We start from the raw sequence: 22,327 nt of genomic DNA on the forward strand, positions 1-22,327 counted from the left end.
GGCTAAGGTTAACGAGTCAACCCAACCATAAGCTGAGGAAACACGCATGAGCACGTTCAGGACGCAGGATGGTACGCAGATTTATTACAAAGACTGGGGCAAGGGTAAGCCGGTTCTGTTCAGTCACGGCTGGCCGCTGGATGCCGATATGTGGGACAGCCAGATGAATTTTCTGGCCGAACGCGGCTACCGCGTTATTGCCTTCGACCGTCGTGGTTTTGGCCGTTCCGATCAGCCATGGGAAGGGTATAACTATGACACTTTCGCATCCGATATTAATGACCTAATCGAACATCTCGATCTGCACGATATCACGCTGGTCGGCTTCTCGATGGGCGGCGGCGACGTGACCCGCTATATTGGCCGCTATGGCACCGAACGTGTTAGCGCCCTGGCGCTGCTGGGTGCGGTTACGCCGATTTTTATCAAAACCGATGACCATCCGGAAGGCGTGGACAAATCTGTTTTTGACGATATCAAGGCAGGATTACGTAAGGATCGCGCGCAGTTTATCAGCGATTTCGCCACGCCCTTTTACGGCCTCAACAAGGGAATGACGGTATCGGAAGGCTTAAAAACGCAGACGCTGAATATCGCGCTGCTGGCTTCGCTGAAAGGCACTATCGACTGCGTGACCGCTTTCTCAGAAACCGATTTCCGCCCGGACGTGAAGAAGATCGACGTGCCGACGCTGGTTATTCACGGCAGCAGCGACCAGGTCGTGCCTATTGAGGCAACCGGCAAGCTGGCCGCCGAAACCATCACGGGCGCGCAGCTAAAAATTTACGACGGCGCGCCGCATGGCTTCGCCGTTACGCATCAGCAGCAACTTAACGAGGATCTGCTGGCTTTCCTGCAAGCCCGTTAACGCTTTCACGAGAGGACGATAAGGGGCTACGGCCCCTTTTTATTTATCCTGTGGACGCAAAGAGATTTCGCCGCCAACCCAGGATTTGCGTATGCCATCCTGCTCCAGGATCAAACCGCCCTGCTGATCGATGCCTCTGGCGATGCCCGGTATCTCGCGGTCGCCTATCAGCAGTTTCACCGGCCGGTTCAGGAAATTATCCAGCTTACTCCAGCGCTCAATAAAAGGTGCCAGGCCTTCACGCTCAAAAAGCTGAAGGGATCCGCGCATATTATTGACCAGGCTGGCAGCCAGCTTGTTTCTGTCTATGGTGACACCCGCTTCCTCCAGGTTAATCCACGCCTGATTAACTACGCTGGCGTCCGGCGAGCGCATCGCCAGGTTTATGCCTGTGCCGATCACGATATTCGCCGCATCGCCCGCTTTTCCCGTTAATTCCACAAGAATGCCGGCGAGTTTACGATCGTTCAGGTAAAGATCGTTTGGCCATTTTACCCTGACATCGCTTGCGCCCAGCGCCTGTAAGACTTCCGCCGTCACAATGCCGATAACCAGACTTAACCCCATCGCAGCCAGCGGGCCTTGCTCCAGCCGCCAGTACATAGAGAGATAAAGGTTGGAGCCGAAGGGAGAAAACCACTGACGCCCACGACGACCGCGACCCGCCTGCTGATATTCCGCCACGCAGGCATCGCCGGATTGCAGCGTAGCCATTCTGTCCAGCAAATACTGATTGGTGGAATCGATCACCGGGATCACCGCCAGGCCGCCCTGATCCAGCTGTGAGAGGATTGTTTCTTCATTCAGCAGCTGGATCGGGCCTGACAGGCTATAGCCCTTACCGGTTACGGTAAAAACATCAATGCCCCACTCTTTGAGCGTCTGAATATGTTTGTTAATGGCGGCACGGCTCATGCCCAGCCGCTCGCCCAGCTGTTCGCCGGAATGAAATTCGCCGTCGGCCAGAATGGCGACAAGTTTTAACGGAACGGTTTGATCTTTCATGCAATGACTCCGACGGCATCCTGCTCGCCTTCTGCGCCGATAAAGCGCACTTCGGGTTCGAGCCATACGTTGAATTTCTGTCCGACACGCTGACGAACTTCATGCGCCAGCGCCACAATATCGTCACTGGTTGCCCGATCCTTATTGATCAAGACCAGCGCCTGATGCTGATGAACCGCCGCGCCACCTACCGTATAGCCTTTAAGATCGCAGCGATCGATCAGCCAGCCCGCAGCCAGCTTTACGCTGCCGTCAGCCTGCGGATAGCGCGGCATATCCGGCCAGTCTGCCGCAATAGCGGCCGCCTGTTCCGCAGCGATCACCGGATTTTTAAAAAAACTGCCGGCATTGCCCGTTTCGGCAGGATTGGGCAGCTTGCTGCTGCGCATCGCACATACCGAGTCGAAAATCTGCTGTGGCGTGACCGTAGCTGAAGAAAGCCTGCTTAAATCGCCGTAGGTGATGACAGGTGACCACTGCTTTTGCAGGATCAGACCTACGGCGATAATGGCGTAGCCGCATTGATATTGGTGTTTGAAGATACTGTCACGGTAGCCGAACTGGCAGTCCTGCGCAGAAAGGCGGCTGACCTGACCATCAGACAGATGCAGAATATCGACATACTCGCAGACGTTTTTTAACTCGACGCCATAGGCGCCGATATTCTGAATAGGTGCCGATCCCGTACAGCCGGGGATCATCGCCATGTTTTCCAGCCCTGGCAGCGCATTTTCCAGCGTGTACTGAACCAGCTGATGCCAGTTTTCTCCGGCGCCTACATGCAGATGCCAGGCTTCCGCGCTCTCTTTTACCGTTATGCCTTTGATACGATTGACGATGGCGGTACCGTTAAAGTCCTTTAAAAACAGGATATTGCTGCCTTCGCCTATTAACAGTGCCGGTCGCTGCTGGCGCTGGCTTTCCTGCCAGGCGGCGCTTAACGCTTCTGCCGTGGTAGCAATAACGATATTTTGTGCAGAGACATCAAGATTAAATGTATTGAAAGGTTGTAAAGAGTGCTGCTGGCTGGACATGAGACGGCCTTAACAAATTTATCTGCCCGTAGTTTACCCGATTTCAGAGTGGAAGCGTGGAAGGATTTACTGCGAAATGGCGCTTACGCCAGTCTGGGCAGGCTCAAAAAACTGCTGCGCACGCAGAAAAAATAATGACGGAAAAAAGCTTTTTTGGCTCTACTTTCGCATATTTTTGCAGCAAAAAAAAGCGTTGAGCGGCGTTTAAGACAGTCAAAAGCTGAATAGCAAGCCTGGTGGCGGGCTGAAATCTGATGGCAGTGGGACGAGGCGGGCTTTTATGCATCTTTTATACGCGTTTGGCTCGGGTGATTACGTCTGTCCTTCTGTTAGCCTGAGTATTTACGATCGATATCCAGGTTTTCCCGGCCCACAAACGCAAAAAACCCCGACCGTGAGGTCGGGGCTGTTGCAATTTGATGCCTGGCAGTTCCCTACTCTCGCATGGGGAGGCCCCACACTACCATCGGCGCTACGGCGTTTCACTTCTGAGTTCGGCATGGGGTCAGGTGGGACCACCGCGCTAAAGCCGCCAGGCAAATTCTGTTTCCCCCGCCGCCCTGAGGCCGCGCGGGTTTATCCGTGAACAGGCTGAAAATGTTGCGTCTCTCATAACGCTTACCAGAACGCTTCTGGTGTTGTAAGGTTAAGCCTCACGGGTCATTAGTACCGGTTAGCTCAACGCATCGCTGCGCTTACACACCCGGCCTATCAACGTCGTCGTCTTCAACGTCCCTTCAGGTGGCTTAAAGCCACAGGGAGAACTCATCTCGAGGCAAGTTTCGCGCTTAGATGCTTTCAGCGCTTATCTTTTCCGCACTTAGCTACCGGGCAGTGCCATTGGCATGACAACCCGAACACCAGCGGTGCGTTCACTCCGGTCCTCTCGTACTAGGAGCAACCCCTCTCAATTCTCCAGCGCCCACGGCAGATAGGGACCGAACTGTCTCACGACGTTCTAAACCCAGCTCGCGTACCACTTTAAACGGCGAACAGCCGTACCCTTGGGACCTACTTCAGCCCCAGGATGTGATGAGCCGACATCGAGGTGCCAAACACCGCCGTCGATATGAACTCTTGGGCGGTATCAGCCTGTTATCCCCGGAGTACCTTTTATCCGTTGAGCGATGGCCCTTCCATACAGAACCACCGGATCACTATGACCTGCTTTCGCACCTGCTCGAGCCGTCACTCTCGCAGTCAAGCCAGCTTATGCCATTGCACTAACCTCACGATGTCCGACCGTGATTAGCTGACCTTCGTGCTCCTCCGTTACTCTTTGGGAGGAGACCGCCCCAGTCAAACTACCCACCAGACACTGTCCGCACCCCGGATTACGGGGCCACGTTAGAACACCAGCCATTAAAGGGTGGTATTTCAAGGACGGCTCCACGCGGACTGGCGTCCACGCTTCGAAGCCTCCCACCTATCCTGCACATCAAGGACCAGTGTTCAGTGTCAAGCTGTAGTAAAGGTTCACGGGGTCTTTCCGTCTTGCCGCGGGTACACTGCATCTTCACAGCGATTTCAATTTCACTGAGTCTCGGGTGGAGACAGCCTGGCCATCATTACGCCATTCGTGCAGGTCGGAACTTACCCGACAAGGAATTTCGCTACCTTAGGACCGTTATAGTTACGGCCGCCGTTTACCGGGGCTTCGATCAAGAGCTTCTCCTTGCGGATAACCCCATCAATTAACCTTCCGGCACCGGGCAGGCGTCACACCGTATACGTCCACTTTCGTGTTTGCACAGTGCTGTGTTTTTAATAAACAGTTGCAGCCAGCTGGTATCTTCGACTGGCCTCGGCTCGGGGAGCAAGTCCCTCCACCTACGCGCCAGCGTGCCTTCTCCCGAAGTTACGGCACCATTTTGCCTAGTTCCTTCACCCGAGTTCTCTCAAGCGCCTTGGTATTCTCTACCTGACCACCTGTGTCGGTTTGGGGTACGATTCCGTGTTACCTGGAGCTTAGAGGCTTTTCCTGGAAGCAGGGCATCTGTTGCTTCAGCACCGTAGTGCCTCGTCGTCACGCCTCAGCCTTGAAGTGTTCCGGATTTGCCTGGAACACAAGCCTACACGCTTAAACCGGGACAACCGTCGCCCGGCCAACATAGCCTTCTCCGTCCCCCCTTCGCAGTAACACCGAGTACAGGAATATTAACCTGTTTCCCATCGACTACGCCTTTCGGCCTCGCCTTAGGGGTCGACTCACCCTGCCCCGATTAACGTTGGACAGGAACCCTTGGTCTTCCGGCGAGCGGGCTTTTCACCCGCTTTATCGTTACTTATGTCAGCATTCGCACTTCTGATACCTCCAGCAGACCTCACAGTCCACCTTCGACGGCTTACAGAACGCTCCCCTACCCAACAACGCATTCGCGTCGCTGCCGCAGCTTCGGTGCATGGTTTAGCCCCGTTACATCTTCCGCGCAGGCCGACTCGACCAGTGAGCTATTACGCTTTCTTTAAATGATGGCTGCTTCTAAGCCAACATCCTGGCTGTCTGTGCCTTCCCACATCGTTTCCCACTTAACCATGACTTTGGGACCTTAGCTGGCGGTCTGGGTTGTTTCCCTCTTCACGACGGACGTTAGCACCCGCCGTGTGTCTCCCGTGATAACATTCTTCGGTATTCGCAGTTTGCATCGGGTTGGTAAGCCGGGATGGCCCCCTAGCCGAAACAGTGCTCTACCCCCGAAGATGAGTTCACGAGGCGCTACCTAAATAGCTTTCGGGGAGAACCAGCTATCTCCCGGTTTGATTGGCCTTTCACCCCCAGCCACAGGTCATCCGCTAATTTTTCAACATTAGTCGGTTCGGTCCTCCAGTTAGTGTTACCCAACCTTCAACCTGCCCATGGCTAGATCACCGGGTTTCGGGTCTATACCCTGCAACTTAACGCCCAGTTAAGACTCGGTTTCCCTGCGGCTCCCCTATACGGTTAACCTTGCTACAGAATATAAGTCGCTGACCCATTATACAAAAGGTACGCAGTCACCCCCATAAAGAAGGCTCCCACTGCTTGTACGTACACGGTTTCAGGTTCTGTTTCACTCCCCTCGCCGGGGTTCTTTTCGCCTTTCCCTCACGGTACTGGTTCACTATCGGTCAGTCAGGAGTATTTAGCCTTGGAGGATGGTCCCCCCATCTTCAGACAGGATATCACGTGTCCCGCCCTACTCTTCGAACCCACAATAAGCATGCCTTTGTGTACGGGAGTATCACCCTGTACCCTGCGACTTTCCAGACGCTTCCACTGACACACAAACTGATGATGGTTCCGGGCTGTTCCCCGTTCGCTCGCCGCTACTGGGGGAATCTCGGTTGATTTCTTTTCCTCTGGGTACTTAGATGTTTCAGTTCCCCAGGTTCGCCTTGCAGCACTATGTATTCATGCTGCAATGATGCACAAGTGCACCGGGTTTCCCCATTCGGGTATCGTCGGTTATTGCGGTTCATATCACCTTACCGACGCTTATCGCAGATTAGCACGCCCTTCATCGCCTCTGACTGCCAGGGCATCCACCGTGTACGCTTAGTCACTTAACCTCACAACCCACAAGCGTCCCGAAAGACGGTTGTCAGCTGCAAGCATTTGAGAGACTCGAACATATCGTTAATTTCATTCTTATTACGGAGAATGAAAACGACATGTCGTTTCAATTTTCAGCTTGTTCCGGATTGTTAAAGAGCAAATATCTCAAACGTGACTCGAAAGCCAGTTTTGAGATAGTTTTTGTAAACTGCATGGTGGAGCTAAGCGGGATCGAACCGCTGACCTCCTGCGTGCAAGGCAGGCGCTCTCCCAGCTGAGCTATAGCCCCATACAGTTACTGCAGAGACCATCTACTACCACTCAACCGCGAGTGACACGTCCTTTTTACGGGAAATGTAATTCTTTTCTGGTCAAGGCGTGGCTTCGCGCCGCATATCACGATATGCAAGTGAAGTCACAACGCAGGACAGGAAAGAATTTGGTAGGCCTGAGTGGACTTGAACCACCGACCTCACCCTTATCAGGGGTGCGCTCTAACCACCTGAGCTACAAGCCTGTAGAGGTTTTTTCTGCTCGTTACTTTTCTATCAGACAATCTGTGTGGACACTACGCACGAAGGTATCTTCAGGTAAGGAGGTGATCCAACCGCAGGTTCCCCTACGGTTACCTTGTTACGACTTCACCCCAGTCATGAATCACAAAGTGGTAAGCGCCCTCCCGAAGGTTAAGCTACCTACTTCTTTTGCAACCCACTCCCATGGTGTGACGGGCGGTGTGTACAAGGCCCGGGAACGTATTCACCGTGGCATTCTGATCCACGATTACTAGCGATTCCGACTTCACGGAGTCGAGTTGCAGACTCCGATCCGGACTACGACGCACTTTATGAGGTCCGCTTGCTCTCGCGAGTTCGCTTCTCTTTGTATGCGCCATTGTAGCACGTGTGTAGCCCTGGCCGTAAGGGCCATGATGACTTGACGTCATCCCCACCTTCCTCCGGTTTATCACCGGCAGTCTCCTTTGAGTTCCCGACCGAATCGCTGGCAACAAAGGATAAGGGTTGCGCTCGTTGCGGGACTTAACCCAACATTTCACAACACGAGCTGACGACAGCCATGCAGCACCTGTCTCAGAGTTCCCGAAGGCACCAAAGCATCTCTGCTAAGTTCTCTGGATGTCAAGGCCAGGTAAGGTTCTTCGCGTTGCATCGAATTAAACCACATGCTCCACCGCTTGTGCGGGCCCCCGTCAATTCATTTGAGTTTTAACCTTGCGGCCGTACTCCCCAGGCGGTCGACTTAACGCGTTAGCTCCGGAAGCCACTCCTCAAGGGAACAGCCTCCAAGTCGACATCGTTTACGGCGTGGACTACCAGGGTATCTAATCCTGTTTGCTCCCCACGCTTTCGCACCTGAGCGTCAGTCTTTGTCCAGGGGGCCGCCTTCGCCACCGGTATTCCTCCAGATCTCTACGCATTTCACCGCTACACCTGGAATTCTACCCCCCTCTACAAGACTCTAGCCTGCCAGTTTCAAATGCAGTTCCCAGGTTAAGCCCGGGGATTTCACATCTGACTTGACAGACCGCCTGCGTGCGCTTTACGCCCAGTAATTCCGATTAACGCTTGCACCCTCCGTATTACCGCGGCTGCTGGCACGGAGTTAGCCGGTGCTTCTTCTGCGGGTAACGTCAATCGACGCGGTTATTAACCGCATCGCCTTCCTCCCCGCTGAAAGTACTTTACAACCCGAAGGCCTTCTTCATACACGCGGCATGGCTGCATCAGGCTTGCGCCCATTGTGCAATATTCCCCACTGCTGCCTCCCGTAGGAGTCTGGACCGTGTCTCAGTTCCAGTGTGGCTGGTCATCCTCTCAGACCAGCTAGGGATCGTCGCCTAGGTGAGCCGTTACCCCACCTACTAGCTAATCCCATCTGGGCACATCCGATGGCGTGAGGCCCGAAGGTCCCCCACTTTGGTCCGAAGACGTTATGCGGTATTAGCTACCGTTTCCAGTAGTTATCCCCCTCCATCGGGCAGTTTCCCAGACATTACTCACCCGTCCGCCACTCGTCACCCAAGAAGCAAGCTTCTCTGTGCTACCGTTCGACTTGCATGTGTTAGGCCTGCCGCCAGCGTTCAATCTGAGCCATGATCAAACTCTTCAATTAAAAGTTCGATTTGCTGCAACAAGTGCAGCGATGCTCAAGTGTAAAACGTCATAATGAATTTCATTATGTGTTCACTCTTAAGACTTGATATTTTTTTGCGTCCGGAGACGCTGATATCAATCCTGCGAGTGCCCACACAGATTGTCTGATAAATTGTTAAAGAGCGTTGCGAGCAGTGCTTTCGCTTCCTGCCGCGAGGTGGCGTATATTACGCTTTCCTCCTTCAGAGTCAACCTCTTTTTCAGAAGTTTTCTCCGGCGATTCAGCTTCCTGAACCTCCTGAGCCGCTGGCCTGTAAGCCGTTGTGCCGTCTCAGTGGTTGCGCATTATAGGGAGTTCTTGACGGCTGACAAGCGTTTATTACAAATAAATGAACGACAGCCGTATTTTTCAACAAAGCGTCCGTTTTTACTTCACATTGCCTGATAAAGCGGCAAATTCATGGGCAAAACGCGTCACCTGCTCCCAGTCGGTATACTCCACTTCTTTACTGGCATCCGTTTCGCCGCCGGTCATCCGCATAATCAGCTGAATCATAAAGCGGTCGAAGAAGCCGTAACGCGGATAGCGCAGCGCGCCCGCGAACACGGCGCAGCAGTCTGGCTGCCACGGCGAGTTCAGCAGGAATTTACGCGTGTAGGCGTTTGTCTGCGGCGTACGCTTCTCCGGCTTGCGCGCGGTAAGGTTAACCGAGAAGAATCCCGAAGGCCTTTTGGTAAGCTCGTTCAGATGCTGCTTAACAAACTTGTCGACCTTAGGATGGAAGTGGCCATAGCGAATAGAAGCGCCGATAAGTACCCTGTCGTACCTGGCCCATTCGATGTTATCCGCCTGAAGGATATTGATCGTATCGCATTCCTGATGCGCTTTGAGCTGGTTAGCTATATAAGCCGCGATTTCACGAGTCTGCCCGTCACGGCTGGAATAAAGAATAAGTGCTTTCATAAGATCCAACTTTTGTTATTCGCGCCAGAAGGTTGGCGTAAACAGAACCAACAGCGTGAAGACTTCAAGACGACCAAACAGCATTGTCAGAATCAAAATCCATTTCGCCGTATCATTCATAGTAGTGAAGTTATCCGCTACTACCCCTAAGCCCGGCCCCAGATTGTTCAGCGTTGCGGCGACGGCGGCAAAGGCTGAAAAATCGTCCACGCCCGTGGCGATAATGGCCAGCATGCTCAGCAGGAACACCAGCGCGTAGGCGGAGAAGAATCCCCATACCGCTTCCAGTATTCTTTCCGGCAGCGCCCGCTGCCCCAGCTTAATAGTGTAAACGGCATTGGGATGCACCAGCCGCTTCAGTTCGCGCGACCCTTGTTTGAACAGCAGCAGGATGCGGATCACCTTCAGGCCGCCGCCGGTCGATCCCGCACAGCCGCCGATAAAAGCAGAGCAAAGCAGCAGTACCGGTAAGAAGAGCGGCCAACGGGCGATGCTGTCGGTAGTGAAGCCTGCCGTCGTCGCCATGGAAACCACCTGGAAAAAAGCCTGGTTCAGCGTCTGCAGCCCGCTTTGATAGACATTGTGCGCCCAAAGCACCAGCGTGCAGATGATAACCAGCGTGAACTGCACCCCGATAAACATACGGAATTCCGGGTCGCGCCAGTAAACACGCAGATTACGTCCGCTGAGCAGCGTGAAATGCAGGCCGTAGTTACAGCCGGAAATCAGCAGGAAAATGGCAATAATGCTGTTAATGGTTGGGCTGTGAAAATAGCCGATACTGGCGTCATGTGTGGAAAAGCCGCCGATAGCTATAGTAGAAAAGCTGTGGCCGATGGCGTCAAACAGCGGCATCCCGGCCAGCCAGAGCGCCAGTGCGCAAATGACGGTTAACAGCACGTAGATCAGCCAGAGCGTTTTTGCCGTTTCGGCAATTCTGGGCCGCATCTTGTTATCTTTCAGCGGGCCTGGCATCTCCGCACGGTAAAGCTGCATCCCGCCGACGCCCAGTATAGGCAGGATAGCCACTGCCAGCACGATGATCCCCATCCCGCCCAGCCATTGCAGCATTTGCCGGTAGAACAGAATGGCTTTGGGCAGGGAATCCAGCCCCACCAGCGTCGTGGCGCCCGTGGTGGTCAGGCCGGAGAAAGATTCAAAGAACGCGTCGGTTAACGACAGGTTAGGATGTTCGGCAAAGATAAAGGGCATCGCCCCGACGCTGCCCAGCACCGTCCAGAACAGCACGACGATCAAAAAGCCTTCTCGCGGCTTCAGCTCGCTTTTCTGCTTGCGGTTCGGCCACCACAGCAGCGAGCCGATCAGTAACGCCATAAAGAAGGTTTGCGTAAAGGCTCGTCCGGCGCCGTCACGGTAGATTAGCGCCACCAGGCCCGGCACGATCATGGTGCCCGAAAACAAAATGACCAGTAAACCCACGATGCGGGTGATGGCACGAAAATGCATGTAGCCTTTCCTTTCCTGACAAGGTGTTAGTCGGTCGGGGCCAGATGGAGCGCCCCTCTGCTGAAATCGGTGAGATTGCGCGTGAAGCCTGCGACCTGCGCATGGGGCAGCGCCAGCGTCAGCGAGACACGCTGTAAAAACTCGCTGTGCAGCAGCTGACCGTTAAAACGGGCGACCATCCTTTCTATTTCCGCCAGCTGCGCATAGTCGCAAACCAGCGTAAAGGTCAGCATGGGCACCTTCCGCGCACGAGGCAGCAATTTTAATGCCTGCTGCACGCCGCCGCCGTAGGCCTTAACCAGCCCGCCGGTGCCCAGCTGTATGCCGCCGTAATAGCGCACCACTACCGCCGTTATCTCGCCCACGCCGCTGCCCATCAGCTGGGCCAGCATCGGTTTGCCCGCCGTGCCGGAAGGCTCGCCGTCATCCGAGAAACCCAGCTGCTGCGAATCGTCAGGCGCGCCCGCTACCCAGGCCCAGCAGTGATGCCGGGCGGCAGGATGCTCGCCTTTCACCTGCTGCACAAAAGCGCGCGCCGCCTCCACGCCTTCGGTATGCGCCAGCAGCGTGATAAAGCGGCTTTTTTTTATTTCCTCGCTGAAGCTGAAGGTTTCAGCGGGGATCTCCCAGGCGTCCATTAATCCAGCTTCAGATCCCGGGTCATGTTTTCCACGCCCTGTTCATGGATCACCACGTTATCTTCGATTCGGATACCGCCATAAGGCTTCAGCGCCTCAATGCGCGCCCAGTCGAAGTGATGGCTGAACTTGCCTTCGCGCCACGGCGCGAGCAGCGACTCGATAAAGTAGATGCCGGGTTCAATCGTCAGCACCATGCGCGGTTCAAGGATGCGCGTGCAGCGTAAAAAGGGATACTGCTGCGGCGCGGCCAGATGGGTGCCGCTGTCATCCTGCATAAAACCGGCGACGTCATGCACCTGTAGGCCAAGCGGATGACCCACGCCGTGCGGCATAAACGGCCCGGTAAGGTTTTCCGCCACCATCGCCTCTTCGCTCAGCCCTTTGACCAGCTGATGTTTCAGCAGCAGTTTCGCCAGCCGCTGATGCATCTGCTGATGGTAGTCGGTATAGCGCACGCCCGCCTTCAGCGTGGCAATCAGCGCCAGCTCTTCTTCATTCATATCCTGAATAAGCGTCGCATAGTCGCTGGCGGGATCGTAAGCGTAGCTGCGCGTCAGATCCGCTGCATAACCGTTATATTCCGTGCCTGCATCCAGTAGAAAGCTGCGCGGCTGTTCCGGCGGCAATTGATCAAGCTTAGTGTAGTGCAGCACGGCGGCATGTTCGTTCAGCGCGACGATATTGCCGTAAGGCACGTCGATATCGCGATGGCCGGTAGCGCTGAGGTAAGCAATATTAATATCGAACTCGCTCATGCCGGAAAGAAAGGCTTCCTTCGCTGCGCGATGACCGATCACCGCCGTCTTTTGCGCTTCGCGCAGGCAGTAAAGTTCGTAATCGGTTTTATAAGAGCGATGATAATGCAGGAAGTCGATCACCCCTTTTGGGTTGATCGCGGCGGCGTTGATGCCAAGCTGAGCGGCACGCTGCGGCACCGGGCCGATATAGGCAACGTTTTCACGGTTTGTCGGCAACAGCTGGCCGATTTCATCCGCTTTTTTCAGCGCCGTAATCTCCATGCCGTCCGTCCAGAAGCTTTGCGGCAGCGGCTCGACGTTGTGCCAGTAATCCACCGGCGAATAAAACCAGAGCTTCGGCTTGTTCACGCCGTCGACCCACAGCCAGCAGTTGGGCACGGTGGTCACCGGCAGCCAGGCTTTAAACTGCGGGTTTACTTTGAAAGGGTAGTCGTGGTCATCCAGAAAAACCGTCAGCAGTTCGCCGGAATGGATCAGCATGGCATCCAGCTTAAAGCGGGCCAGCACCTGCTGCGCGCGCGCCTGTAGCGTCTTCAGATGCTCATGATAAAGGGCGCTCAACGAGTCCATCACTTTACCTCCGTTAATCACGTAATCAGGCGCATCTTAGCACGGCGAGATCGTTTTGCCGCGCCTGTGATCTTGTTTGCAAATAAGCAAACTCTCGTTTGCAAATAATTAACATCAACTCCACACTCTCGATCATCTGGTATGACCAGATCCCTTTAGCGCGGCAGCAGGAGAGAAGAATGCTTTACCAAGGCGACACCCTGACCCTGAACTGGCTGGAAAATGGTATTGCTGAACTGGTTTTTGATGCGCCCGGTTCAGTTAACAAACTGGATACGCAAACCGTCGCCAGCCTGGGCGAGGCGATAGCCGTGCTGGAGCGGCAGCCGGATCTGCAGGCGGTTCTGCTCAGTTCGCGCAAACCGGCGTTTATCGTCGGCGCGGATATTACCGAATTTTTATCGCTGTTCGCCGCCCCGGAGGAACAGCTGACGCAGTGGCTGCATTACGCCAACGCTATCTTTAATCGGCTTGAGGATCTGCCGGTGCCGACCTTGTCGGCCGTACAGGGCTATGCGCTGGGCGGCGGCTGTGAATGTATCCTGGCAACGGACTTCCGTATCGCCACGCCGGACGCGCGTATTGGCCTGCCGGAAACGAAGCTGGGGATCATGCCCGGCTTTGGCGGCTCGGTGCGCCTGCCGCGTCTGCTGGGCGCCGACAGCGCGCTGGAAATTATCGCCGCCGGAAAAGATGTCGATGCGCAAAAAGCGCTGGCGCTGGGCCTGGTGGATGCCGTTGTGGCGGCTGATAAGCTGCGCGATGCGGGCATCGCCATCCTGCGCGAGGCCATTAGCGGCAAACAGCCGTGGCGCGAACGTCGCGAGCCGAAGCTGCAACCGCTGAAGCTCAGTAAAATTGAGGCGATGATGAGTTTTACCACCGCCAAAGGCGTGGTGCTGCAAACCGCGGGCAAACACTACCCTGCTCCGCTGGCGGCGGTAAAAACGATTGAGGCCGCTGCTGCGCTGGGCCGTGATGAAGCTTTGCTGCTGGAAACGCAGGCTTTTGTCCCGCTGGCCCGTTCCGACGAGGCGCGTGCGCTGGTCGGCCTGTTCCTTAACGATCGCGCGCTGAAGGCGAAAGCGAAAAAGCTGGCGCAGAATAGCGCGCTACCGAAGCAGGCTGCCGTATTGGGTGCGGGCATTATGGGCGGCGGCATCGCTTATCAGGCGGCCAGCAAAGGCGTACCGGTATTAATGAAGGATATCAATCCGGCCTCGCTGGAACTCGGTATGACCGAAGCGGCCGGGCTGCTGAATAAGCAGCTGACGCGAGGGAAAATTGACGCGATGCAGCTGGCGGGCATCATCGGCGCTATCCATCCAACCCTGAGCTATGAAGGATTTGAACGTGCCGATATGGTCGTCGAGGCCGTGGTGGAAAACCCGCGCGTTAAGGCGGCGGTGCTGGCGGAGACGGAACAGCATCTTCATCAGGATGCCGTTCTGGCTTCCAATACCTCGACTATTCCCATCAGCCAGCTTGCTGATGCGCTGCAGCGCCCGGAAAACTTCTGCGGAATGCACTTTTTTAATCCGGTGCACCGCATGCCGCTGGTTGAAGTGATCCGGGGTGCAAAAACCTCGGACGCCACGCTGGCGAAAGTGGTGGCCTGGGCCGACCAAATGGGCAAGACGCCCATCGTGGTGAACGACTGTCCCGGTTTTTTCGTCAACCGCGTGCTGTTCCCCTATTTTGCCGGCTTCAGCCTGCTGCTGCGCGACGGTGCGGATTATCGTCAGATAGATAAAGTCATGGAAAAGCATTTCGGCTGGCCGATGGGGCCTGCCTGGCTGCTGGACGTGGTTGGCATTGATACCGCGCATCACGCGCAGAGCGTAATGGCTGACGGTTTCCCGAACCGTATGAAAAAGGATTACCGTGATGCCATCGACGTGCTGTTCGAGGCGAAACGGTTCGGACAAAAAAGTCAGGCCGGGTTTTATCGCTGGGAGAAGGACAGCAAAGGCAAACAGAAGAAAATTGTCGATCCCGAAGTCGATAAACTGCTGCAAAGCGTCAGCCAGCCGCAGCGCGTTTTCAGCGATGAAGAAATTGTGGCCCGAATGATGATCCCGATGGTTAACGAAGTGGTGCTCTGCCTGGAAGAAAACATTATCGCCACGCCGGCCGAAGCGGATATGGCGCTGGTTTACGGGCTGGGCTTCCCGCCGTTTCGCGGCGGCGTTTTCCGCTATCTGGATACGCAGGGCAGCGCCCGCTTTGCCAGCCAGGCGGCCTTCTTTGCCGCGCTCGGCCCGCTTTATCAGCTGCCGGCCAGCCTGCAGGAAAAAGCGCAGCATAAAACGCAGTGGTATCCGCAGGTTCAACCGGCCGATGACGTCCTGAAAACGGCGTAAGGAAAGAGAAATGGAAAAAGTCGTAATTGTTGATGCCATCCGCACGCCGATGGGCCGCTCCAAAGGCGGCGCTTTTCGCCATGTCCGGGCGGAAGATCTTTCGGCGCATCTGATGCGCTCGCTGCTGAGCCGCAACCCGGCGCTGGCGGCGGCAAGCCTGGATGATATTTACTGGGGCTGCGTGCAGCAAACGCTGGAGCAGGGTTTTAACATCGCCCGTAATGCCGCCCTGCTGGCGGAAATCCCGCATCGGGTGCCCGCTACCACCGTCAACCGCCTTTGCGGCTCCTCGATGCAGGCAATGCACGATGCCGCGCGCGCCATCATGGTTGGCGACGCCAGCGCCTGCCTGGTGGGCGGCGTGGAGCATATGGGCCACGTGCCGATGAGCCACGGCGTCGATTTTCATCCCGGCCTGAGCAAAACCGTGGCGAAAGCCGCCGGCATGATGGGCCTGACGGCGGAAATGCTGGCGCGTATGCACCAGATCGGTCGGGAAAGGCAGGATGAATTTGCCGCCCGCTCGCACCAGCGCGCCTGGGCCGCCACGCAGGCGGGTCACTTTGCTGCGGAGATCGTCGCGACCAGTGGCCATGACGGCGACGGCGTGCTCAAGCGCTATGATTTTGATGAAGTGATCCGTCCCGATACCACCACAGCGGGTCTGGCCGCGCTGAAGCCCGCCTTCGATCCGGTTAACGGCACGGTAACGGCGGGCAGCTCCTCGGCGCTCTCCGACGGCGCGGCGGCGATGCTGCTGATGAGCGAATCACGCGCTCGCGAGCTGGGCCTGAAAGCGCGGGCGCGGATCCGCTCGATGGCAGTGGTCGGCTGCGATCCGTCGATTATGGGCTTTGGCCCGGTGCCCGCCTCCCGGCTGGCGCTGAAGAAAGCAGGACTGAACGTCAGCGATATCGATCTGTTTGAGATGAACGAAGCGTTCGCCGCGCAGGTGCTGCCGTGTATTAAGGAGCTGGGATTGATGGAGGAGCTGGATAACAAAATCAATCTGAACGGCGGCGCTATCGCGCTGGGTCATCCGCTGGGCTGTTCCGGCGCGCGGATCGCCACGACGTTGTTGAACCTGATGGAGCGACGCGATGCACAGTTTGGTCTGGCGACCATGTGTATCGGTTTGGGACAGGGCATCGCTACCGTACTGGAAAGGGTTTAATGCAGCCGCCCTTGACGGGCGGCTTTTTTACGCAATCGTTCCGGCTCAGATAAAGGCGAAGGCGTCGCCAAACATCTGTTCCGCTTTCGCCTCGCGCTCGGCACAGAAGCGTTCGCGCGCGATTTTCGCCATTTCAAAACGGCCCGCGATATAGATCTCGTACTCGGCCAGGCTGCGGTGGTCGTTCATAACCGCCGTCAGCACGGTGCCGCTACGCCCTTCCCAGCCCGGCTCAGGCTGTTCCACCACCGGGATCACCTTCAGGTTCGGGTGCTTCACCGCCAGCGCTTCCAGTTCGTCCATATCGTAGAGGTGCTTCAGTTCACGGCCGCCCCAGTAAATTTCGATATGACGCTCCGGCCGCTGCGCCAGCGCGGTCAGCAGGATCGAACGGGCGTAGGAGAAGCCCGTGCCGCCCGCAATCAGGATCAGCGGACGGTCGCTCTCTTCACGCAGCCACGCGTCGCCGTGCGGAATATCCACGGTAATGCTGCGCTGCTCCTGGATCCGTTCCATCACCGCCATCGCGTAGAGATTGAGTTCCGAAGCGCCAATATGCAGCTCAATAATCTCTTTTTCCATCGGCGTGGAAGCCAGCGAGAACGGGCGTTTGTCGCGCTCGTCCATCACTACCATCAGATACTGACCGGCCCGGAAGCTGAAATCGGCTTCCGGCACCATACGGACTCGGTAAACGGTATCGGTTATCGCCTCTACCGAGATCACTTTACAGCTTAACGTTGTCATGCGTTCCCTCTGTCGGGTCGATTATTTGCCGGGCGCGTTTTTGCGCGTGGGCGACTCACTGAAGATGCCTAACTCGTCCCATATGGCATCAATGCGCGCGGTGACGGCGGGATCTTTGCGAATAGGGCGGCCCCATTCGCGCTGGGTTTCTCCGGGCCACTTGTTGGTGGCGTCCAGGCCCATTTTCGAGCCTAACCCGGAAACCGGCGAAGCGAAATCCAGATAGTCGATAGGCGTGTTCTCTACCAGCACCGTATCCCTGGCCGGATCCATCCGGGTCGTAATAGCCCAGATAACGTCGTTCCAGTCGCGCGCGTTCACATCGTCGTCACATACGATAACAAACTTAGTGTACATAAACTGGCGCAAAAATGACCAAACGCCCATCATCACCCGCTTGGCATGGCCTGCGTACTGCTTTTTCATCGTAACGATCGCCAGACGATAGGAACAACCTTCCGGCGGCAGATAAAAATCGACGATTTCCGGGAACTGCTTTTGCAGGATCGGCACGAAGACTTCATTCAGCGCCACGCCAAGCACGGCTGGCTCATCCGGCGGACGCCCGGTATAGGTGGAATGATAGATGGCGTCGCGGCGCTGCGTAATGTGCGTTACGGTAAACACCGGGAAGTTATCGACTTCATTATAGTAGCCGGTATGGTCGCCATACGGCCCTTCCGGCGCCACTTCGCCCGCCTCGATATAGCCTTCCAGCACGATTTCCGCGCTGGCCGGCACTTCCAGATCGTTGGAGACGCACTTCACGACTTCGGTTTTGGTGCCGCGCAGCAGTCCCGCAAAAGCATATTCAGAAAGCGTATCGGGAACCGGCGTGACCGCGCCCAAAATGGTGGCGGGATCGGCGCCCAGCGCGACGGAGACCGGGAAGCGCTCGCCGGGATGCTGCTGCGTCCACTCCTGGAAATCCAGCGCGCCGCCGCGATGCGACAGCCAGCGCATAATGAGTTTGTTCTTACCAATAACCTGCTGGCGATAGATGCCCAGGTTCTGCCGCTCTTTGTGCGGGCCGCGCGTAACCGTCAGGCCCCAGGTGATCAGCGGCGCGGCATCTTCCGGCCAGCACTTCATCACCGGAATGCGGCTCAGATCGACTTCATCGCCCTGCCAGATTTGCTGCTGGCACGGCGCGTCGCGCAGGCGCTTCGTCGGCATATTCAGCACCTGCTTCCACTGCGGCATTTTGTCGAAAAAGTCGCGAAAACCGCGCGGCGGTTCCGGCTCTTTCAAAAAGGCGAGCAGGCGGCCCACTTCACGCAGCGCCTTCACGTCTTCCTGGCCCATGCCCAGCGCAACGCGATCCGGCGTGCCGAAAAGGTTGCACAGCACCGGCATATTATAGCCTTTGGGGTTTTCAAACAGCAGCGCCGGCCCGCCAGCTCGCAGGGTGCGATCGGCAATTTCGGTCATTTCAAGATCGGGATCGATCTCTTGCTTAATGCGTTTTAATTCCCCGCGCTGCTCCAGCAGGGAAAGGAAGTCGCGTAGGTCGTGGTATTTCATGACTTCTCATCAATACGGTCAGTGAATCGGCCATTATAGGGAGGATTAAGCTCTCGTGCTTAGTTTTTCGCGGCAGGAGGTCGGCGCGCTCACGCTGCGACCGCCAAAAATTTTTTCTTCCGGCATCCCGACTCATCAACCGATCCGCTGATAACTACAGTTAATAAGCTTTATGCTTAACGCTGTCCGTTCATTCATCGCGATTTCAGGCGCCTTCTGGCCTGCATGTTGCTATAACTATCACGCTATTTTTGTTATTCTTAGCGACCCTGTAATTGCAAAGTGACGTTATGGAATCCTGGTATTTACTTTATTGCAAACGTGGCCAGCTTACCCGCGCGAAAGAACATCTTGAGCGCCAGGCGGTGCATTGTCTCAGCCCCATGATTGCCTTAGAGAAACTGGTGCGCGGCAAGCGTACTCAGGTAAATGAGCCGCTGTTCCCGAACTACCTTTTTATTGAGTTCGATCCGGAAGCGATTCATACCACGACCATCAGCGCCACGCGCGGCGTCAGCCATTTCGTTCGCTTCGGCAATCTGCCCGCGACCGTGCCGCAGGACGTGATCGAAGCGCTGCAAACGCAGGCGACGGTAACGCTGCCCGCACCGACGCTACCGCAGCCCGGCGACAGAGTATTGATTACCGCTGGCGCTTTCGAAGGCCTGAAGGCAATTTTTACCGAGCCGGACGGCGAGGCGCGTTCTATGCTGCTGCTTAACCTGCTGAATAAGCAGATCGTCCGCAGCCTGGACAATCGGCAGTTCCAGAAACTCTGAGGCTACTGCGCGTTCAGACGGAAAAGCGCTCGCGCATTGCTGTCGCACTGCTGCCCCAGCGTAGCCGCCTCTTCGCCGCGCAGTAGCGCGACCTGTTCCACGATATGTGGCAGAAAGCACGGCTCGTTACGTCGCGATGCAGGGCGGGGACGCATGTCGCGCGGCAGCAAATAAGGCGCGTCCGTTTCCAGCAGCAGCCTGTCAGCAGGAATAAGCGGCATCAGCTCGCGCAGCTCAAGTCCGCGACGTTCATCGCACACCCATCCCGTAATGCCGATATAAAGCCCGGCAGCCAGACAGGCTTCCAGCTCCGCTTTCGTGCCGGTAAAACAGTGTACGACCGCGCCGGGCAGCTTTGGCAGCCAGGGCGTCAGGATAGCGAGAAAGCGATCGTGCGCTTCGCGGCAGTGCAGAAAAACGGGCAGCTGCAGATCGGCCGCCAGCTCAAGCTGAGCATTGAAGGCGTAAGCCTGCTGTTCCGGCCCGCAGATGTTGCGGTTGAAATCCAGCCCGCACTCGCCAATCGCCGCCACTTCCGGGCTTTCCGCCAGCCTTCTTAAGGTGGCGGCCGTTTCCGCCGACCATTCGCTGGCGTGATGCGGATGAACGCCTGCCGTAGACCAGCAGTAGCCGGAACGACGTTTCGCCAGGCTCTGCGCCTGCTGGCTCTCCAGCGCGTTGGTGCCGGTAATCAGAATGCCGGTGACGCCCGCATCAACGGCGCGTTTTACAACCTTGTCGCGATCTTTGGCGAACTGCGTGCTGGTCAGATTGACCCCAATATCAAACATAGCGTGTTCCAAACAGTAACCGCCCTTACGGGCGGTTATTTTTTAATGTGGGCAGGCCTTCGCGGCTACTCCGTCTCCTGGTCACTCTCTTCCCGCCGTAATCCGGTATAGAAACGGGAGAAGAACACGCCGACCTCAAACAGGCAGTACATCGGAATGGCCAGCAGCGTCTGGGAAAGCACATCCGGCGGCGTCAACAGCATACCTACGATAAAAGCGCCGACCAGAACATAAGGCCGCTTCGCCTTCAGTTCCTCCGGCGTGGTCACACCGGTCCAGCACAGCAGCACGATAGCAATCGGCACCTCGAAAGAGACGCCAAACGCCATAAACAACGCCATTACGAAATCGAGATAGTTATTGATATCGGTAGCGATCTGCACGCCGTGCGGCGCGGTTTTAGCGAAGAACCCAAAGGCCAACGGGAAGACAACAAAGTAGGCGAAAGCCATCCCTATATAGAATAGGAATGAACTGGAAATCAGCAGCGGCACCACCAGCCTGCGTTCGTGGCGGTAAAGCGCGGGCGCGATAAAGGCCCAGATTTGGTAAAGGATCACCGGTACCGCAAGGAAGACGGAAACGATCATGGTCAGCTTGACCGGCGCGAAAAAAGGCGAAGCCACGTCGGTCGCGATCATGCTGGCGCCCGCTGGCATCTGCTCGATCAGCGGCGCGGAAACCAGCTGATAAATATCGTTGGAAAAGTACGCCAGGCAAAGGAAAATCGCCACCACGGCGATAATGCAGTTCAGCAGGCGCTTACGCAGCTCAATCAGATGGCTGATAAGCGGTTGGGTATCTTCAACAGCCATGTTTAGCGTTCATCCGGTTGGGTGGTGGAAACAGGCGCACGGCTGGAAAGCGTCGGCGCTTCGTCTTTAACGGCCTTTGGCTTTTCAGGCGCGGCGGCAGGCGCCGTATTCGACGCGGCGTCCGGCTTTCCGGCGGCGGTTTCATAAGGCGCGCTGGCGGCGGCAGGCGCTTCAGCAGCCCTGGCCGTCGCGGATTTTGCTACGGCCGCATCGCTTGCAGCAGACGAAGCAGGTTCAGCGACCTGGGCTACCCCGCTTGTGGCAGGTTCGGCAACGTGAACCGCAGCGGACGGTGCTACAGCCGCATCGCTTGCGACAGGCGAAACAGTTTCAGCAACCTGGGCTACACCGCTTGCGGCAGGTTCAGCAACGCGAACCGTAGCGGAGTGCGCTGCTGCCATATCGCTCGCCGCAGGCGAAACATGCACGACTGGCGTATGCTGTTCCTGCTGCACCGCAGGCTGTGGCGCTGCACTGGTTGCTGCCTCTGGCGCCTGCGCCGGGGCGCTGGCCTGATGATCGGCCGCAGCAGGCGTCACGCCTTCATGAGAATCCTCGGCGTTTTTCACCAGCGGATTGTGGATAGTGTTAGCTTCGTCGTCCGCTTTTTCGTTCTCGCCCAGATAGGTACGCTTCATGGATTCCGCCGACTGCTTCAGCTCTTCCATCGAGGCTTTCAGCTCCGGCGACAGGCTGTTTTTACTGGCCTCTTCCACCTTCTTCAGGCTGTCCTGCAGCTCCTGGAGTTTCAGCTCCTGCGCCAGTTCGTTTTGCACATTAGCCGCCAGCGAGCGCAGCGCGCGGATCCAGCCGACCACGGTTTTTACCGCAACCGGCAAACGCTGCGGACCCAGCACTACCAGCCCGATAATAAACACCAGAATCAGTTCACTAAAACCTATGTCGAACACGGCTTACACCTTGTCGTTCTTAACGTCTTCTTTCTTCGCTTCTGCGTGCTGTTTGTCGGCCAGAGTGGCTTTAAAATCAGCATCGTCGGCATGTGTTTTTGGCTTTTCGTCATCGTCGCTCATGGCTTTTTTAAAGCCTTTGATTGATGAACCGAGATCGGAACCCAGCCCGCGCAGTTTCTTCGTGCCGAAGAGCAGCACAACGATTACGGCAATAATTAACAATTGCCAGATACTAATACCGCCCATAATTTTGCCTCAGATGTC

15 protein-coding genes, 2 tRNA genes, 3 rRNA genes and 1 pseudogene are annotated in these 22,327 nt (G+C 56.3%); 4 read left to right on the plus strand and 17 right to left on the minus strand.

What is annotated here, in order from left to right; all coding sequences use genetic code 11:
- Positions 1-46: 46 nt before the first annotated feature.
- Positions 47-868 carry an alpha/beta fold hydrolase gene (locus ACVWZ0_RS21295; protein ID WP_253457329.1) on the plus strand — a complete coding sequence of 274 codons (822 nt, stop codon included), beginning with the start codon at positions 47-49 and terminating at the stop codon, positions 866-868.
- Positions 869-907: 39 nt separating this feature from the next.
- Here the strand turns inward: ACVWZ0_RS21295 and birA are convergent, their stop codons facing one another.
- The 11 genes from birA to pepQ all read right to left on the minus strand — a co-directional run bounded on the left by birA (position 908) and on the right by pepQ (position 12,956).
- The gene (birA, locus tag ACVWZ0_RS21300; protein ID WP_253457326.1) at positions 908-1,873 is read right to left on the minus strand and encodes a bifunctional biotin--[acetyl-CoA-carboxylase] ligase/biotin operon repressor BirA; all 966 of its coding nucleotides are present in this window, start codon (positions 1,871-1,873) and stop codon (positions 908-910) included.
- Positions 1,870-2,907 (minus strand): UDP-N-acetylmuramate dehydrogenase, encoded by a 1,038-nt coding sequence (gene murB, locus ACVWZ0_RS21305; protein WP_253457323.1) that lies wholly within the window; start codon positions 2,905-2,907, stop codon positions 1,870-1,872. Before murB ends, birA begins: the two co-directional genes overlap by 4 nt.
- Positions 2,908-3,328: 421 nt before the next feature.
- Positions 3,329-3,444, minus strand: a 5S ribosomal RNA gene (rrf, locus tag ACVWZ0_RS21310).
- 105 nt (positions 3,445-3,549) lie between these two features.
- Positions 3,550-6,456, minus strand: a 23S ribosomal RNA gene (locus ACVWZ0_RS21315).
- Between the two features lie 199 nt (positions 6,457-6,655).
- Positions 6,656-6,731, minus strand: a tRNA-Ala gene (locus ACVWZ0_RS21320).
- Positions 6,732-6,882: 151 nt separating this feature from the next.
- Positions 6,883-6,959: transfer RNA gene (locus ACVWZ0_RS21325), tRNA-Ile, on the minus strand.
- 74 nt (positions 6,960-7,033) lie between these two features.
- Positions 7,034-8,575: ribosomal RNA gene (locus tag ACVWZ0_RS21330) — 16S ribosomal RNA — on the minus strand.
- Together the 16S, 23S and 5S rRNA genes with 2 tRNA genes alongside form the textbook arrangement of a ribosomal RNA operon.
- Positions 8,576-8,983: 408 nt before the next feature.
- Positions 8,984-9,520: a menaquinone-dependent protoporphyrinogen IX dehydrogenase gene (hemG, locus tag ACVWZ0_RS21335; RefSeq protein WP_253457320.1), complete on the minus strand. Its 537-nt coding sequence runs from the start codon at positions 9,518-9,520 to the stop codon at positions 8,984-8,986.
- A 15-nt stretch (positions 9,521-9,535) separates the two neighbouring features.
- Positions 9,536-10,987, minus strand: coding sequence for a Trk system potassium transporter TrkH (gene trkH / locus ACVWZ0_RS21340; RefSeq protein ID WP_125290673.1), 1,452 nt, complete (start codon positions 10,985-10,987; stop codon positions 9,536-9,538).
- Positions 10,988-11,013: 26 nt separating this feature from the next.
- Positions 11,014-11,625, minus strand: coding sequence for an IMPACT family protein (locus ACVWZ0_RS21345; RefSeq protein WP_253457317.1), 612 nt, complete (start codon positions 11,623-11,625; stop codon positions 11,014-11,016).
- A complete protein-coding gene (gene pepQ / locus ACVWZ0_RS21350) occupies positions 11,625-12,956 on the minus strand; it encodes a Xaa-Pro dipeptidase (protein ID WP_253461193.1) in 1,332 nt (443 codons plus the stop codon). The genes ACVWZ0_RS21345 and pepQ overlap by 1 nt, the downstream gene beginning before the upstream one ends.
- A gap of 179 nt (positions 12,957-13,135) precedes the next feature.
- On the opposite strand from pepQ, the gene fadB reads away from it, so the two are divergent.
- Together fadB and fadA are read left to right on the plus strand one after the other, a co-directional pair.
- The gene (gene fadB / locus ACVWZ0_RS21355) at positions 13,136-15,319 is read left to right on the plus strand and encodes a fatty acid oxidation complex subunit alpha FadB (protein ID WP_253457314.1); all 2,184 of its coding nucleotides are present in this window, start codon (positions 13,136-13,138) and stop codon (positions 15,317-15,319) included.
- Between the two features lie 10 nt (positions 15,320-15,329).
- The gene (gene fadA / locus ACVWZ0_RS21360; RefSeq protein ID WP_253457311.1) at positions 15,330-16,493 is read left to right on the plus strand and encodes an acetyl-CoA C-acyltransferase FadA; all 1,164 of its coding nucleotides are present in this window, start codon (positions 15,330-15,332) and stop codon (positions 16,491-16,493) included.
- A gap of 45 nt (positions 16,494-16,538) precedes the next feature.
- Here fadA and fre read toward each other — a convergent pair whose 3' ends face one another.
- A complete protein-coding gene (fre, locus tag ACVWZ0_RS21365) occupies positions 16,539-17,240 on the minus strand; it encodes an NAD(P)H-flavin reductase (protein WP_253457309.1) in 702 nt (233 codons plus the stop codon).
- 21 nt (positions 17,241-17,261) lie between these two features.
- Positions 17,262-18,764 carry a 4-hydroxy-3-polyprenylbenzoate decarboxylase gene (gene ubiD / locus ACVWZ0_RS21370; RefSeq protein WP_253457306.1) on the minus strand — a complete coding sequence of 501 codons (1,503 nt, stop codon included), beginning with the start codon at positions 18,762-18,764 and terminating at the stop codon, positions 17,262-17,264.
- 290 nt (positions 18,765-19,054) lie between these two features.
- Here ubiD and rfaH point away from each other — a divergent pair, with 290 nt between their 5' ends.
- A complete protein-coding gene (gene rfaH / locus ACVWZ0_RS21375; RefSeq protein WP_253457303.1) occupies positions 19,055-19,543 on the plus strand; it encodes a transcription/translation regulatory transformer protein RfaH in 489 nt (162 codons plus the stop codon).
- Positions 19,544-19,545: 2 nt separating this feature from the next.
- On the opposite strand, the gene tatD is transcribed toward rfaH, so the two are convergent.
- The 4 genes and pseudogenes from tatD to tatA all read right to left on the minus strand — a co-directional run bounded on the left by tatD (position 19,546) and on the right by tatA (position 22,309).
- Positions 19,546-20,334: a 3'-5' ssDNA/RNA exonuclease TatD gene (tatD, locus tag ACVWZ0_RS21380; RefSeq protein WP_253457301.1), complete on the minus strand. Its 789-nt coding sequence runs from the start codon at positions 20,332-20,334 to the stop codon at positions 19,546-19,548.
- A 65-nt stretch (positions 20,335-20,399) separates the two neighbouring features.
- Positions 20,400-21,149, minus strand: coding sequence for a Sec-independent protein translocase subunit TatC (gene tatC / locus ACVWZ0_RS21385; RefSeq protein WP_253457299.1), 750 nt, complete (start codon positions 21,147-21,149; stop codon positions 20,400-20,402).
- 401 nt (positions 21,150-21,550) lie between these two features.
- A pseudogene (gene tatB / locus ACVWZ0_RS21390) lies at positions 21,551-22,060 on the minus strand (Sec-independent protein translocase protein TatB); the annotation flags it as partial.
- 3 nt (positions 22,061-22,063) lie between these two features.
- Positions 22,064-22,309, minus strand: a complete 246-nt coding sequence (gene tatA, locus ACVWZ0_RS21395; protein ID WP_125290683.1) for a Sec-independent protein translocase subunit TatA — start codon at positions 22,307-22,309, stop codon at positions 22,064-22,066.
- Between the last annotated feature and the right edge of the window lie 18 nt (positions 22,310-22,327).

It is taken from the genome of Erwinia sp. TECH1 (genome assembly GCF_054057575.1).